Origin of the sequence: Ensifer sp. B1-9, from assembly GCF_050474445.1 — a bacterium.
In the GTDB taxonomy this organism is placed as follows: Bacteria; Pseudomonadota; Alphaproteobacteria; order Rhizobiales; family Rhizobiaceae; genus Ensifer.
This window is the reverse complement of record NZ_JBCHVG010000002.1, coordinates 343,146-359,068: the sequence shown is the minus strand read 5'-3', so window position 1 is coordinate 359,068 and position 15,923 is coordinate 343,146. Positions and strand designations below refer to the sequence as shown.

11 protein-coding genes are annotated in these 15,923 nt (G+C 62.9%); 2 read left to right on the top strand and 9 right to left on the bottom strand.

The genetic code is table 11. The features are described from left to right. Positions 1-100: 100 nt before the first annotated feature. The 4 genes from ppx to ACQ5BM_RS04930 form a co-directional block, all read right to left on the bottom strand. Positions 101-1,624, bottom strand: a complete 1,524-nt coding sequence (ppx, locus tag ACQ5BM_RS04945) for an exopolyphosphatase (RefSeq protein WP_429808547.1) — start codon at positions 1,622-1,624, stop codon at positions 101-103. An 11-nt stretch (positions 1,625-1,635) separates the two neighbouring features. Continuing rightward, on the bottom strand, positions 1,636-3,822 hold the full coding sequence (locus ACQ5BM_RS04940; RefSeq protein WP_429808938.1) for an RNA degradosome polyphosphate kinase: 2,187 nt from the start codon (positions 3,820-3,822) through the stop codon (positions 1,636-1,638). A gap of 64 nt (positions 3,823-3,886) precedes the next feature. Then, the gene (gene hdaA, locus ACQ5BM_RS04935; RefSeq protein WP_429808544.1) at positions 3,887-4,576 is read right to left on the bottom strand and encodes a DnaA regulatory inactivator HdaA; all 690 of its coding nucleotides are present in this window, start codon (positions 4,574-4,576) and stop codon (positions 3,887-3,889) included. Positions 4,577-4,602: 26 nt separating this feature from the next. Further along, complete coding sequence (locus ACQ5BM_RS04930; RefSeq protein ID WP_429808541.1) at positions 4,603-5,724, bottom strand: AI-2E family transporter; 1,122 nt, start codon at positions 5,722-5,724, stop codon at positions 4,603-4,605. Positions 5,725-6,094: 370 nt separating this feature from the next. On the opposite strand from ACQ5BM_RS04930, the gene purM reads away from it, so the two are divergent. Then, positions 6,095-7,165 (top strand): phosphoribosylformylglycinamidine cyclo-ligase, encoded by a 1,071-nt coding sequence (gene purM / locus ACQ5BM_RS04925; protein WP_429808539.1) that lies wholly within the window; start codon positions 6,095-6,097, stop codon positions 7,163-7,165. Beyond that, positions 7,162-7,830: a phosphoribosylglycinamide formyltransferase gene (gene purN / locus ACQ5BM_RS04920; protein ID WP_429808536.1), complete on the top strand. Its 669-nt coding sequence runs from the start codon at positions 7,162-7,164 to the stop codon at positions 7,828-7,830. Before purM ends, purN begins: the two co-directional genes overlap by 4 nt. A gap of 139 nt (positions 7,831-7,969) precedes the next feature. Here the strand turns inward: purN and ACQ5BM_RS04915 are convergent, their stop codons facing one another. From ACQ5BM_RS04915 to ACQ5BM_RS04895, 5 genes are all read right to left on the bottom strand, one after another. Continuing rightward, positions 7,970-9,355: a virulence factor family protein gene (locus ACQ5BM_RS04915; protein ID WP_429808534.1), complete on the bottom strand. Its 1,386-nt coding sequence runs from the start codon at positions 9,353-9,355 to the stop codon at positions 7,970-7,972. Then, complete coding sequence (mprF, locus tag ACQ5BM_RS04910) at positions 9,352-11,961, bottom strand: bifunctional lysylphosphatidylglycerol flippase/synthetase MprF (RefSeq protein ID WP_429808532.1); 2,610 nt, start codon at positions 11,959-11,961, stop codon at positions 9,352-9,354. Before mprF ends, ACQ5BM_RS04915 begins: the two co-directional genes overlap by 4 nt. Before the next feature lie 103 nt (positions 11,962-12,064). Next, a complete protein-coding gene (locus ACQ5BM_RS04905; RefSeq protein WP_429808529.1) occupies positions 12,065-12,661 on the bottom strand; it encodes an NUDIX domain-containing protein in 597 nt (198 codons plus the stop codon). Positions 12,662-12,806: 145 nt separating this feature from the next. Then, on the bottom strand, positions 12,807-13,700 hold the full coding sequence (locus ACQ5BM_RS04900; RefSeq protein ID WP_429808526.1) for a cation diffusion facilitator family transporter: 894 nt from the start codon (positions 13,698-13,700) through the stop codon (positions 12,807-12,809). 30 nt (positions 13,701-13,730) lie between these two features. Beyond that, entirely contained in the window at positions 13,731-15,866 is a 2,136-nt protein-coding gene (locus ACQ5BM_RS04895) for a molybdopterin-containing oxidoreductase family protein (protein WP_429808522.1), read from the bottom strand. Between the last annotated feature and the right edge of the window lie 57 nt (positions 15,867-15,923).

Genomic DNA, 15,923 nt, shown 5'->3' with positions numbered 1-15,923 from the left:
CAAATCAGTCGGCTACAGCGACCTTTGCGCGTCCGACAAGACGCGCGGCGCTGTAGCGTTCGCGCGCCCTGCCCGTTTCATCCGGGGATTTTCTTCGACGTCAGCTTTCGAAGTGGAAAGCGAGCCGCTTGCCGGTAAGCTTGCCAAGTTGCTGCAGGCGCCCATCCAGTCGTTCGCCCGCAAACTCCGAGTAAGCGGCCGGAACGACGATTTCGAGATCCACGTCCGGCTGAGACGACTTGCGGAACGTCAGGTTCCGCGCGATCCCAGGCATTGATGCCGAGAAGAGATAGGCGACACGCAGCAGGCCGCCGAGCAGCTTCGCCAGTTCCAGCAGGCGCGGCGTGGTGATACCAGCGAGCGCGTTCGTGGCGCCGTCGTCGTTCAACCCTTCGAAGCGATAATAGTTGGCGAGCGCGATATAGGCGCGGCCCGCATGGGTAATCCCCGAAAAGGTCGAGTGAGCGATGATATTCAGCGCCTGCAGGCCGCGATAATCCGGATGCGCGCGCCAGCTGATATCGGCAAGCAGGCAGGCGGCCTGGCGATAACGGCTTTCCTCTTCCGTCTCTTCGATCCCGAAGAACGGCACCATGCGGCCGGTCCAATCGGCCAGTTCGCGGGCATGCTCGGGCGAGCGGGCGCGCAGGATGGCGATCTCGTTCGCCGCCGTCAGCAACGGGTCCTGAGCGCGTTCCTCGTGCTTCAGCAGCGAGAACAGATAGCCTTCGCGCACGCCGAGCGCGGAGAACGAAATCCGCTCCGGCTCCATGATCGCGAGCGCTTCCTGCATGGCGATCGCCCCGAAGGGCAAAAGGCTGCGGCGGCTCTTCGAGATCGTCGAATAGGCCGAGGGCTTGATGTTCTTCGGCTCGATCACCTCCGGCAGGAGCGCCATCGCCTCGTCAAAGGAAATCTCGTAGCCCTGCATCATGTGCAACGGATAATCGCGGATCTCCATGTGCAGCTTGGCGATCGAGCGCCAGGTGCCGCCGACGGCATAGAAGGTGCGTCCCGTGCCGGTCTTCAGGACAGCCGAGTTCTTCATGAACTTGCGCACCCAAGTGCGCGCTTTCGTCAACGAGCCGTTGCTGTGTTCGAACAGGCGGATGCCGCCGAGCGGCAGGGTGATGCCCTTGCCGATCTTCGTGCCCGAGACGTCGACGAGCTCGAGGGAGCCGCCGCCAAGGTCGCCAACGACGCCATCAGGATCGTAATAGCCGCTGACGATGCCCATCGCGGAATAGTAGGCCTCCTCCTCGCCGCTGAGGATGCGGACCTTGTGACCAAGGATGGCCTCCGCCTTTTCGATGAAAGCCGGGCCGTTGCTGGCCTCGCGCGCAGCCGCGGTGGCGAGCACATACATCGATGTCGCACGCGCCTGCTTCGAGAGCGCGTGAAAGCGATGCAACGCCTTCAGCGCACGCTCGACGCTTTCTTCGTCCATGCGACCGGTGGCATCGATACCCTTGCCGAGACCGCACATCACCTTTTCGTTGAACAGCATGGCCGGCGATCGGCTCAGGCCTTCGTAGACGACAAGGCGGATGGAGTTCGAACCGATATCGATAACGGAAACCGGGCGGATGCCGGGCAGACGCCCCTGCGCTTCAGATTCGACCATGCAATTCCAGTTTATTTGTGCCAGCCGCTCTTCCAGCCGGCGATGAGCTTCGGTGCGCTGGACTTCAAGGCCTCGCCCCGGCCCGAGAGGCTGGGATTGGTCATGAAATAGTGCTGTGCGTTGAAAGGCTCGGCATCCTTGCCGACTTCCATCCGGCGAGAGGTACCGTCAGGAAGAATTTCGTAGCTCTGCTGGTTGTCGATGAGATTGCCCAGCATGATCTGCGACAGAACCTGTTCGTGCACAGTCCGGTTGATGAGAGGCACGAGCGTCTCGACCCGCCGGTCCAGATTGCGCGGCATCATATCCGCCGAGCCGATATAGACAAGGGCATTTTCCGATGGAAGCCCGTGACCGTTGCCAAAGCAGAATATGCGGGAATGCTCGAGGAAACGGCCGACGATGGACTTGACGCGGATGTTGTCGGAGAGCCCCGGGACCTGTGGTCGCAGGCAGCAGATGCCGCGCACCACGAGGTCGATCTCGACGCCGGCGCGGCTCGCCTTGTAGAGCGCGTCGATGATTTCCGGATCGACGAGCGAGTTCATCTTCATCCAGATCGCCGCCGGGCGCCCGGCCTTGGCGTGCTCGATCTCTTCATCGATGTGCTTGAGAATACGCGGGCGCAGCGTGTGCGGCGAGACCGCCAGCTTCATGCCCGCCTCCGGCTCGCCATAACCGGTGATGAAGTTGAAGATGTTCGCCATGTCGTGGGCGATAACCGGGTTGCAGGTGAAGAACGACAGGTCCGTGTAGATCTTCGCCGTCACCGGGTGATAGTTGCCGGTGCCGAGGTGGCAATAGGTCCTGAGCTTGCCCTCCTCGCGCCGCACGACCATCGACATCTTGGCGTGGGTTTTCAGTTCGATAAAGCCGAAGACGACCTGCACGCCTGCGCGTTCCAGGTCGCGCGCCCAGCGGATATTGGCTTCCTCGTCGAAGCGAGCCTTGAGCTCGACCAGAGCGGTCACCGACTTGCCAGCCTCGGCGGCGTCGATCAACGCACGCACGATCGGGCTGTCATTCGAAGTGCGGTAGAGCGTCTGCTTGATGGCGACGACATCAGGATCGCGCGCCGCCTGCAGCAGGAACTGCACGACGACGTCGAAGGATTCATAGGGGTGGTGGACGACCATGTCCTTTTCGCGGATTGCCGCGAGGCAGTCGCCGGCATGTTCGCGCACCCGTTCCGGAAAGCGCGGATTGTAGGGCTCGAAGCGCAGATCGTCGCGCGGCGCCTTTGTGATCTCCGAGAGCGTGTTGAGCGCCAGCAGCCCCGGCAGAACGGCGATGCGGTTTTCCGGAACGCCAAGTTCCTGCACGACGAACTGGCGCAGCGATGCCGGCATCTCCGAATCGGTCTCGATGCGGATCACCGATCCGCGGCGACGGCGCTTCAGCGCCGTCTCGAAGAAGCGCACCAGATCCTCGGCCTCTTCCTCCACTTCGATATCACTGTCGCGAATGATGCGGAACGTACCGGAACCCTTCACCTCGTAGCCGGGGAACAACCGGTCGATGAACTGGCTCACGACATCCTCGAGCGTGATGTAGCGGATGACGTTCTTGACGTCAGGCAGCCGAACGAAACGATCGAGCGCCACCGGCAAACGCAGGAGCGCGGTCATCGGCTCGCGGCCGGTCTTGCTGACGAGCTGCAGGCCCATCGAAAAGCCGAGGTTCGGAATGAACGGGAACGGGTGGGCCGGATCGATCGAGAGCGGCGTCAGCACCGGGAAGATCGACTGATCGAATTCGTTGGCGAGCCAGCTCTTGTCCTGCGCCGAAAGCGACGCTGGACGTACGATCAGGATGTCCTCCTTGGCGAGATACTGCTGCAGCACGGCAAGGGAGGCTTGCTGCTCCATCTGCAGGTTGTCGATTTCCTTGAGAATGTCTTCGAGCTGCTCGATCGGTGTCTTGCCGTCAGGCGAACGCATGGCGAGGCCCTGGCGGACCTGTCCTTCGAGGCCCGCGACACGCACCATGAAGAACTCGTCGAGGTTGGCGGCGGAGATGGACAGGAAGCGAATACGCTCCAGCAGCGGATGGGCCGTGTTCAGCGTCTCTTCAAGCACGCGACGATTGAACTGCAGCCAGGAGAATTCGCGGTTGATGAAGCGCTGCGGGCTGGTCAGCAGATCGACTTCCTCCGCCGCAGCCTGGTTCTCGTTCACCGCCGATACCGCGTTATCCATGCTCATTCGATCCCATTGCTCCGGTTGCACCGGCTATCTCAGTTTGACGACGGTTCTGTGACAGTCAATCGGACCGCCGCTGATTCCCCAGTTCTTCAAGAACTTCGGAGGCGAGCGTTCGGCTGAGCTTCGTGCCGCGCGAGAGCGCCAGATGATCGATCCGCTCGACGATCGTCTGCGCTGCTTCCAGCGACCGCTCCATGCGCTGGACGATGTAGCCGACGAGCCGTTCATCGACGAAGAGCTGGCGGTCGGCGAAAAGCTTGATCAGCACCTGCGTCAGCAACTCGTCATCCGGCTCGCCGATCTCGACGACGGTCGCCGCCTTCAGGCGCGAGCGCAGATCCGGCAGCGTCACCGGCCAGGACATCGGCCAGAGCCGCGTGGTCATCAAGAGGCCGGTGCCGTGCTGGCGTACGTTGTTGATGACGTGAAACAGGGTGGTGTCGTCGAAGCTGCTCCGGTCGGCGTCCTCGAAGAGAACAGGCTTTTCCGCCGCAATCATTGCTGCATCGGAGCCGGCGAGCGGGTGGATTACCTCGGCTCCTGCCCGTTCTTTCCAGATGCTGGCGAGATGCGATTTGCCGGAGCCAACCGGCCCGGCGATGATGACGACCGGTGACGGCCAATCCGGCCAATGATCGACGATGGCGATCGCCGCGCTCAGCCGGTCGGAAACGAGCAGATCCTCACGGCCCGTCGCCGGGTCGTGGCCGAAGGCCAGGGGTAATTGTTCGAATGGGCGTTTTGTCATGCTGTACTCGGGACAATCGTCGGAAATCAGGCGGCCTTGTCGCTCTTCGCCTTCTTTTCCACGGCCTTGCCGTGCCCGTGATAGAGGTCGCTATCAAGGTACCGCTGGATGCCGAAGCGGACAAGCACGCCGATGGCCGCTGCCGCCGGCACCGCCACCAACAGACCGACGAAGCCGAACAGCGCGCCGAAGGCAAGCAGGGCGAACATCAGCCAGACCGGATGCAGGCCGACGCTTTTGCCCACCAGCTTCGGCTGGAGGATGTTGCCCTCCATGAACTGGCCGCTGAAGAAGACTGCCAGCACGAGGCCGATCCAGAGATAGTCCGGCCAGAACTGCACCAGGGCGACGCCGACGGCGAGCACGAGGCCGACCATGGATCCGACGTAAGGAATGAAACTGATCATGCCGGCGAAAAGGCCAATCAGCAGGCCGAAATTGAGGCCGACGAGTGACAGGCCGATGCCGTAGTAAAGGCCGAGAATGACGCAGAGCGAACCCTGTCCGCGCACGAAACCGGCGATTGTCATGTTCATGTCTCGGGCGATCTGGCGCACCGTCGTCACATGGTCGCGCGGCACCCAGCTATCGACCTTCTCGACCATCCGGTCCCAGTCGAGCAGAATGTAGAAGGCGACGACGGGGGTGACGACGAGCAGCGAGATGACGTCAAGCAAAGCCACGCCGGAGTTCCAGAGCTGCTGGAAGAGCGTGCCCAGGAAGGCGGCTCCCTGTTCTAGCAGCTTGCCGGAACTTTGCTTGAGCGACGGCATCTGGCTTGCCAGCCAATCCGGAATGAGCCGTGTCTGCGCTTCGTTGACGAGCAACTGCAGCTTGGCGGCATAGCCCGGGATGTTCGCAATGAAATCCGAAGCCTGACTGACGACCACGGGAATGATGATCATCAGTGCAAGCACGAAGACGACGACGAAGCCGATCAGGATGACGACCGTCGCCATCAGCCGGCTCAGGCCCAGCCGCTCGAGACGGTCGGCGACCGGATCGAGGAAATAGGCAAGCGCCATGCCGGCAAGGAACGGCAGCAGGATCGAGCTGAAAACCATGAGGAAGGCAATGAAGGCGGCAAGCACCAGCAGCCAGAAGATGACCTGGCGCTGCAATCCGGAACCGCTGACCTTGATATCCATGACACTCCCTTTAGATCACGATGATTTTAGGTCGGATCGGCCTAAAATCATCGTGATCGTTTCTCATAAGTGAGAGCGGGATGCGGGCGGAAAGCCGCACGCATTTCTTCTCATCCCGCTCTAGCGCGCCGCGCGCACCGATCGCGTATCACAATCCTTCAAAGGAGATAGGGGGCGGCGCGGGCGCCGGTCAAGTCCAACCGGGCGGGAGCGCGCGGTTTGGAGCGATACTCGCTCGCTTGCAGCGTGGGATATGGGCAAAATGTTGAAAAAACGCCGTTGACGACAGCTCTCGGCTTGCACTCCCCTGCCTGCCGTGCCAATCGCATCCGCAAATTACCTGTCGCACGACGAGCCTTGGAGAACGAGCATGAGCCAGTCGGGAAAGAACGGCCTCACCTATAGCGACGCGGGCGTGGATATCGACGCCGGCAACCTGATGGTCGAGAAGATCAAGCCGCATGTGCGCTCGACGAGGCGGCCTGGTGCCGACGGTGAGATCGGCGGCTTCGGTGGCCTCTTCGATCTCAAGGCTGCGGGCTTCACCGACCCGGTTCTGGTTGCCGCCAATGACGGCGTCGGCACCAAGCTCAAGATTGCCATCGACGCCAACAAGCACGACACCGTCGGGATCGACCTCGTCGCCATGTGCGTCAACGATCTGGTGGTCCAGGGCGCCGAACCGCTGTTCTTCCTCGATTACTTCGCGACCGGCAAGCTCGACCCGGATCAGGGTGCGGCCATCGTCGCCGGCATTGCCAGCGGCTGCCGGGAAGCGGGCTGTGCGCTGATCGGCGGCGAGACCGCGGAAATGCCGGGCATGTATTCCGGCGGCGACTATGATCTTGCGGGCTTTGCCGTCGGCGCTGCCGAACGTGGTCAGTTGCTTCCCGCCGGCGACATCGGCGAAGGCGACGTCATTCTCGGCCTCGCCTCCTCGGGCGTTCATTCCAACGGCTATTCGCTGGTACGCAAGATCGTTTCGCTCTCGGGCCTTGCCTGGGACGCCCCTGCTCCATTCGGCGAAGGCACGCTTGCCGACCTCTTGATGACGCCGACTCGCATCTATGTGAAGCCGCTTCTGAAGGCAATCCGCGCGACCGGCGCGATCAAGGCGCTCGCCCACATCACCGGCGGCGGTTTCCCGGAGAACATTCCGCGCGTGCTGCCGAAGCACCTGGCGGCCGAAATCGACCTCGATGCAATCAAGGCGCCGAAGGTATTCTCCTGGCTCGCCCAGACCGGCGGCGTTGCCGCCAATGAAATGCTGCGCACCTTCAATTGCGGCGTCGGCATGATCGTCGTCGTTCCGGCCGACAAGGCCGCAGAGGTTTCGGCGGTGCTGACCGGCGAAGGCGAAACCGTCTTCACCCTTGGCCGGATGGTCGGGCGCGCCGAAGGTGCTGCCGGCACGATCTACAAGGGCAGCCTCGCCCTATGACGAGCGATGTGACGTCAGGCAAGAAGCGGGTCGTCGTCTTCATTTCGGGCGGCGGCTCCAACATGCTGGCGCTCGCAAAGGCAACGGCCGAGCCGGGATTCCCGGCCGAGATCGTTGCCGTCATCGCCGACAAGGCGGATGCCGGCGGGCTCGCCAAAGCGGCGGCGCTCGGCATTCCGACGAGGAGCTTCCAGCGCAAGGATTTCGAGAGCAAGGACGCGCACGAGGCGGCGATCCTTGCCGAGCTCGATCGCCTGTCGCCCGACATCATCTGCCTGGCTGGCTACATGCGGCTGCTTTCCGCGACGTTCATCCAGCGCCATGAAGGGAGGATCCTCAACATCCACCCCTCGCTGCTGCCGCTGTTTCCGGGCTTGCATACCCACCAGCGCGCGATCGACGCCGGCATGAAGGTCGCCGGCTGCACCGTGCACTTCGTCACCGAAGGCATGGACGAGGGCCCGATCCTCGCCCAGGCTGTCGTGCCGGTTCTCCCCGGCGATACGTCCGACAGCCTTGCTGCACGGGTGCTGACCGTCGAGCACCGCACCTATCCGATGGCGCTTCGAATGATGGCCGAGGGCAAGGTGCGCATGGAAGGCGGCCGCGCGGTGATCGATGGCGCTCGCGAGGCAACGGGCACGCTGATTTCGCCGGCGGCGTGATCGTCCGCGGCTGTCGTGAACGACAGCAGTCGAAGCGAGCTTGTGGGGATATGCCCCGGCAGCGCAGAGGGGCGTCTCCACCTTCATCGTCATTGCTCCTGACCGTTTCAGGGGCCAGGCGCCACGCCGCAAAGTCAGTTCACTTCGCCGACGCCAGCCGGCGATCGAGCGCATCGAGCACCCGCCGCGTCAGTGCCGGATAATCCTCGTCGAAGTGGTGGCCACCATCGATGCCGATCACATCGACGCCGGTCCCCTTCAATTCAGGGCAGGCATCGTCGTCTTCGTCCGTGCCGTAGATGCATTGCACGAGCGTAGGATCGATGCGCTTGATATCATCGAGCGGATCGCCGCCCTTGCCATCGCCCTCCGCACCCAGCCAACCGAGCACCGAGACCTTGTAGTCGACCACGTGCGAGAGCGCCATCAGCGTCACCTGGCGGACATGGGCTTTCTCGCCTGACGGCAGCAGGTTGAAGGTTCGCGGCAAAACGTCGGCACCGAAGGAATAGCCGATCAGGAGCACATTGCGGACGTTCCAGTGCTTGCGATAGTAGCTCATGACCTTGGCAAGGTCGTCCGCGGTCGCCTGCGGGTCTCGCTCGGACCAGAAGTAATGCAGGGAATCGAAGCCGACGACGGGCACGCCTTGCTGCTGGAGGACGTCGCCGACCTCCTTGTCGATGTCGCGCCAGCCACCGTCGCCCGAGTAGATCACTGCCATCGTATCGCGCGTCGGCTTCGCGTCGAGAACGGTCAGCGGCAGGCCAAATGGGTTGCCGGCATCGCGCTCGCTGTCGATCAGATCGGTGAGGTGATCGGACAATGCCGTGAAGGCATCGTCATCGCTGTCTTCCTGCTCGACGTCCGGATGTTTCGCAACGAGTGCCGCGACATGCGCACGGCCATCCGCGGAAGCTGCCGGAGAAAAGACGACGGAGACCGGGTCCGGCAAGGCGCCGTCGGTCAGCCCATAGACCATCCGGTTGTCCTTCCGCACCTTATCGGCCGGTGTGCAGAGTTGCTTCTCGAGCGCGATCCCCTCCTCCGGGTCGACGGCCAACGTCTGACCGATCGTTGCCGGCGGGGTCTGGGCGGCAATCGCAAGCGCCATCGCGCCACCCGCGCCGACGCCCGCGACAATAGGCAACTGATAAGCGTCGGTGCCGACTGCGCGCTGCACCTGTTGGCTGAGCGACTCGATATCGGAGACCATGTAGACGCAATCGCCGTCGTCCTTGGCAAGCGACGCGAGATAGGCCTTGAGGTCAATACCGATGACGACGGTCTTGTCGCCGGTGAGCGTATCGGCGATCGCCTGCTCCTTGTCCGTCCAGCCACCGGCATCCGAAAGCAGCACGACCAGTGCGGCCGCCTTTTCCTTGGGCAGCATGATGCGTGGCGAGGGGATCATCCCGGTATCGTAGCTCTTCGCCGCGTCTTCTGCGGAAGCGGGAAGAATGGAAGCCGAAAGCAGCAGCGCCGCCGAGGCAAGGCATTTCCAGGCGTTCGCAACATGGATCATTTCTTCACCACTCCCTTGAGACCGCCGCCGATCAGGAATGTCGCATCCATCAAGGCGAGGATCGGATTGATGCCGCCGCTGGCGACAAGATAGCGCGGTTGCCACTGCGGATGAAACTTCGACTTGAAGGCACGCAGGCCCTTGAAGTTGTAGAAGCGCTCACCGTGTTCGAAGAAGGTGCGGCCGGCCCGGTCCCACACCGGCGCGATCTGGCGCGTCGACATGCCCGATAGCGGCGCCATGCCGAGGTTGAAGGTGCGATAGCCCTCCGCCTTCAGATATTCCATGACCTGAGCGAAGAGGAAATCCATCGCCCCTTTCGGCGCATCGGGCGCAAAACGCATCAGATCGACGGTCCCCTCCTTCTTGGTCCCCGTCACCAGGATGTTGGCGAAGGCGACGATGCGTCCGCCACAGGTGAGGATCGCAACGGGCTGCTGGACCAGATAGTCGGGGTCGAAGGCACCAAGCGAGAAGCCCTTTTCCTTGGCGTTGTGATGTTCCAGCCAGGCATCGGAAACCGCCGTCAGGTCGTCCATGATCCGAGGCACTTCTGCTGGTGGTACGACCTGGAACTCGAGCCCTTCACGCTGGGCGCGGCTGACCTGCTGGCGCAGGTTTGCCCACTTGCCGCCCTTCATTTCGAAGCGGGTGAGGTCCACGCGCGCCAGTTCGCCGAGCCGGAAGGCACGCAGCCCCGCATCGGCATAGTAAGCTAGGCCGTCGGGTGATACCTGGTAGAAAACCGCCCGGCACCCCGAGGCGCGCGCCTTTTCGATGAATTGCCAGATCAGCTCTGGCCAGGCATCGATCGGGCCGACGGGATCGAAAAGCGCGATCCAGGAACGGGCGCGCTGACCGTACATGATGAAGGCGCGCCCATCGGCGGAAAACAGGATGCTCTTGTCGCCCATGCGCACCAGATTGGCATCGGACATGTCCTGTGCCTCGACGATCGCCAATGCCCGCTCCATCGCATCGTCAGAGGCGGGCTCAGCTGCCCCGGTTGCCGGACGCATCAGGCTCCAGATCGCAAGCAGGCTCGAACCGATCGTCACACCCAGGAGTGCCCGAAGCCCGCGCGGAGCCTCGGCGGAAAATTCGAACTGCCACCAGAGTTCATGGCTGTACTCGACATCGCGGTAGACGAAGAGCAGCACGACCAGTCCGCCCAAGCAGATAACCCCAAGCGCCGTCAGCCAGGGTATGGTGAGCGCCTGGCCGAAGAGCGATGCCGGACGGACGAACAGGCGCCGGCTGACAATCAATCCCAGGAGGAAGAAGGCAAGCATGCCCGCCTCCACCACCGCGACCGCCTTGATGAGTGACAGCAAAAGCGCTGCCATCGCAATCGCGATGGACGCCCACCAGGAGCCATCAAGGCGCAGGGCAAGACCACGGGAGACGACGACGAGCGCCAGTCCGAGCAGGCTTGCGAGGAAATGGGCGCCCTCGACGATCGGCAAGGGCAGCAGACTTTCCAGAAAAGCCAGGTTTTCGTCCGGCGTCGGCGTCACGCTCGAAAGCACCAGCATGATCGCCAGCACGATGCCGAGCGTCGCAAGCAGCAACGGCGTCATACGGCCGCCGATGCGCCGCACGCTCGAGGCAACCGGATGACCGGAAAGCTGCCGGAGCTCGATGCCGATAACGACGGCAATCGCGATCACCAGAGGCAGCACGTGATAGATCACGCGATAGAGAACCAGCGCGCCGAGAATGGTATCGACATCGGTGTTGTGACTGAGCGTCGCGATGATGATCGTCTCGAAGACACCAAGGCCGGCGGGAACATGGCTGAGAACACCGACGCCGACGGCGAGCGAATAGACCGCGAGGAAGGCCGGCCAGCCGATGGTGCCGTCCGGCAGGAGCACGTAGAGGACGGTCGCCGAAGCGGCGAGATCGAGTGCCGTCACCAGGAACTGGCGGGAGACGGTTCGCGAATCCGGCAGCCGCAACGTCATGCGTCCGAGGCTGACCTCGCGTCCGTTGCGCGCAAGGAAGAACACGGTAAACAATCCACCGAGGACGACGACGGCGATCAGGCGCAGCAACAGGGGATCCAGCCCGGTCATCGGCGCCACATATTCGCCGACGGCGAGCAGGCTGAGACAGGTCACCGTCAGAAGCCCGAGGCCGAAGGCGAGCGTCACAAAGGCGATGATCCGGGCAATCTTTTCCGGCTCGACGCCGAGGCGGGAATAGGACCGGTAGCGGATTGCGCCACCGCTCAATGCGCCGAAGCCCGCGGTATTGCCGACCGCATAGGCGCAAGCCGCCGTCAACGCCACGTCGGCATAGGGCAGCTTCCGCCTGACATAATCGAGCGCGCTGACATCATAGAAGGTCAGCGCCAGGAAACTCAGGGCCGTGAAGAACACCGCTGCCGCGACCGACGTCCAGGACGTCTCCGCCAAGGCCTGCACGACTTCGTCGTACTGCACTTCCGATGTCAGGTGAAAGATCGCGACGCCGAAAAGGGCGATTAGGAACAGCGTGCCGGCGGCCGAAAGATAGCGACGGTTGCGGCGGAGGAAGGCGAGCCAGCCTCCCTCCGCCTGTTGTTCGTCGTCGGTGGGGCTTTGTGAAAGGGAGGATGTCATGGAGCGCCCATGTCGATGATGAGGACACCAGCGCTTTAGCCTACCCGATACGGATCAAAAAGTGAAATATCCGTAATAAATTATGTTCTTACAAAACAATGATTTAGCCGATGAGTTCGTGGCGGTTGAGCCTTGCCCATTGCAGCAGCATGATCGTCTTGGCGTCGCAGATCTCGCCGGTGGCGATCATCGCGAAGGCCTCATAGAGCGCTATTTCGAGAACTTCGATGTCCTCGCCCTCATGCGCAAGCCCGCCGCCGTCGCCGCGTTTCTCGTTAACGTCGATACGGCCGACGAAGAAGCTGGTGCGCTCGGTGATCGCGCCTGGGCTCATATAGGCATCGAAAAGATGGGTGGCGCCCTCGACATGGTAGCCGGTTTCTTCCAATGCCTCGCGGGCGATCGCGATTTCGGGCGTATCGTCGTCCAGCAACCCCGCTACCGCCTCGATCATATAGGCCGGGTCACCCTGCAAAAGGACGGGAACGCGCAATTGCCGTACCAACACCACGCTCTGCCGCCTGGTGTCGACGAGCAGGATCGTCGCCGCACTGCCGTGATCGTGCACTTCTCGCTTCAGCGTCGCGGTCACGCCATTCGACATGTCCTGTTCGAGCGTCACTTCCTCGAGATGGATGAACCCGTCCCAAAGCGTGCGGCGGCCGATGATCCTGACGCGCGGATCGTGATGTGTGCTCATGCGAAATCCTTCATTGGCGGGGGCAATCCGTCCGCTCCGCCCCAAGAGCGCCGTGCGTTCATATGAACGCACAAAGGACGCTCTAGCGCTTTGATTCTAGAGCATCTTTCTACTTTCAAGTGATACCACCTGAAAGCAGGATGCTCTAGTGAACGTGTTCCTTTGCGGCACGGTCTTCGCGCTCCATCTGCAAGGTCGTGTGGTGAAGGTCAAACTCTTGGCGCAACCGCGTCTCGATCGCCCGGCGCACCGTTTCGCCATCGGCGCCATCGGCAAGGACTGCGTGGGCGGTCAGCGACGGCTGGCTTTGGGTGATTGCCCATAGGTGAAGATCATGGACGGAGGCGACGCCGGGCACGGCGGCGATCGTCGCGTGGACATCGGAGAGCCGCATGCCGGGCGGCACGCCTTCGAGCAGGATGTTGACGCATTCCTTGAGCAGGACCCAGGTGCGCGGAAAGACCATGAAGCCGATGCCGACGGCAAGCAGCGAGTCCACCCATTGCCAACCGGTGAACCAGATGACCACCGCGCCGACGATGACGGCGAGCGAACCGAGCATGTCGGACCAGACCTCCAGATAGGCGCCCTTGACGTTGAGACTCTCGTCCTTGTGGCTGGTCAACAGCCGCATCGAGGCGAGATTGACGAGGAGGCCGATGACGGCGATCACCAGCATGCCGGCCGACTGGATCTCCTGCGGCTCCGACAAGCGCTTCCAGGCTTCGTAGAGAATATAGAAGGCTACGGCGAGCAGCAGCAGGGCATTGAAGGCGGCCGCCAGGATCTCGAAGCGCGCATAGCCGTAGGTGCGCAGCAGGTCGGACGGGCGGCGGCCGATCTGGATGGCAACGAGCGCGATCGCGAGTGCCGCCGTATCCGTCAGCATATGCATGGCATCGGAGATCAGCGCCAGGCTACCGGTCAGGATACCGCCGACGACCTCGGCCAGCATGAACCCGCCGGTCAGGCCGAGCGAAGCCCAGAGCCGGGAGACCGGCGTGTTGCTGACATCGGCATGCTGGTGGTCGCCGCTCATGAGGCCTCCGGGTTACCGTCGTGCGATGATCTAGGGCGCGCGCTTTACCCAGACCCTGTTGTCGTGGAAAGCGGCACCGCCATAGGGCGCCACCGCATCGGCGCCGGTCAGAACGTTGATCCCCTCGCCGCCGAGATGGGCGCCGTTCGGCCACAGCCCCTCGGCGATCACCACGCCGCGGCGCGTACCACCGCCGATTTTCGCGTGCAGGCGGATCTCACCACGCTGGTTGCCAAGCTGAACGACATCACCATCGGCAATGCCGAGCGCCTCGGCGTCCGCGGCATGGATCATCACTTCCGGGCGCACTTCCTTCTGGATCGAGGACGGCGTCTCGGCAAAGGTCGAGTTGAGGAAGGAGCGCGCCGGCGAGGTCGCAAGACGGAAGGGATGCTCGGCGTCGGCGACCTCGATGAGATCGACATGGTCAGGGAACTCCGGCAATTCAGCGTGCGGCCCCTGAATGCCCATGGACTTCGGCGGCCGGTTCGGCGCGGGCGTTCCCGCCCAGTCCGCCCTGAAGCGGAACTTGCCGTCGGGATGGCCGAAGCCGTTGAGATAATGCGCCTCTTCGAAGGCCGGCTGGCAGTCGAGCCACTTCTCCTGCTTCATCTCCTCGTAGCCGATGCCGTAATTGGCAAGCAGCCGGTCGATATGCTGGCGCTCCGTGAGACCGAAGCCGGCATGGCCGGCGACGCCCAGACGCTTGGCCAGTTCCTCGATCACGAAGAGGTTGGTGCGCACGGTCGACGGCGGCTCAACCACTTTCGGGCCGATCAGGATGTGCTGGTGGCCGCCGCCGCGATAGAGATCGTCGTGTTCGAGGAACATGGTGGCCGGCAGAACGATATCGGCGACATCAGCCGTATCTGTCATGAACTGCTCGTGCACGGCGACGAACAGGTCGTCGCGCAGGAAACCGCGCTTCACCAGCCGCTGCTCCGGCGCGACGTTAACCGGATTGGTGTTCTGGATCAGCATCGCCGTCACCGGGCCGCGATGGCGCAGTGCCTCGGCGTCACCGGTCAGCACCCGGCCGATCTGTGACTGGTCGAGCATGCGCACATCCGGATCGTGGAAGGCCGAGCCGACCAGCTCGCGCTTGTCGAGCTTGAAGATGTCGTTGTTGGAGTGGAAGGCGCCGCCGCCCTCATGCTTCCAGGAACCGAGAACCGTCGCCACGGAGGCGGCAGCATGGATCGCGACCGAGCCGTTGCGCTGGCGCGTGAAGCCGTAGCCGAGGCGGAAATAGGTTCTGGGCGTCGTGCCGACCAGTCTGGCGAAGGCTTCGATTTCCTCGACCGGTAGACCGGTGATGGCGGATGCCCATTCGGGCCCGCGCGACTGGAGATGCGCCTCGAGCCCGGCCGGATCGTCAGCGAATTCCGCCATATAGGCCCGGTCGGCATAGCCGTCGCGGAAGGCGATGTGCATGACCGCACAGGCAAGTGCTGCGTCGGTGCCGGGCTTCAGCACCAGGCCCATGTCCGCCTGCTTCACCGTCGGATTGTCATAGATGTCGATGACGACGATCTTGGCGCCGCGGTCCTTGCGGGCCTTGACCGCGTGCGTCATCACGTTGACCTGGGTCGCGACCGCGTTCGTTCCCCAGATCACCACGCAATCGGCCTTTGCCATCTCGCGCGGGTCGGGGCCGCGCAAGGCGCCGGTCGCCATGGTAAAGCCGGTCCAGGCCATGTTGGTGCAGATCGAGCCGAAGAAACCGGAATAGCGCTTGGCGTGGCGCAGCCGCTCGATGGAGTCGCGCTGCACCTGGCCCATGGTGCCGGCATAGAAATACGGCCAGACAGCCTCCGCCCCGTGTTTCTGTTCAGCGCGGATGAACTGATCGGCGATCTCGTCGAGCGCCGCCTCCCAGCTCACCTCCTGCCAGTGGCCCTCGCCCTTGGCGCCCTTGCGGCGCTTCGGCACCATAAGACGACCCGGATGGTAGATGCGCTCGGAATAGCGCGCCACCTTGGCGCAGATCACGCCGGCGGTATAGGTGTTGGCGGATGCGCCACGCACGCGGCCGATGCGCCCTTCGGCGGTCAGGTCGACCTCCAGCGCGCAGGCGGAGGGACAGTCGTGCGGACAGACCGAATGGCCGATCGATTTTTCTGCTTTGATGGGGGTCGCAACGTTCATGGCTTTTCTATATGGCATCGACAAACGGGCTCAAAGAGCCAATCGTTCATCCATCGAAACAATTGATCACGGCCA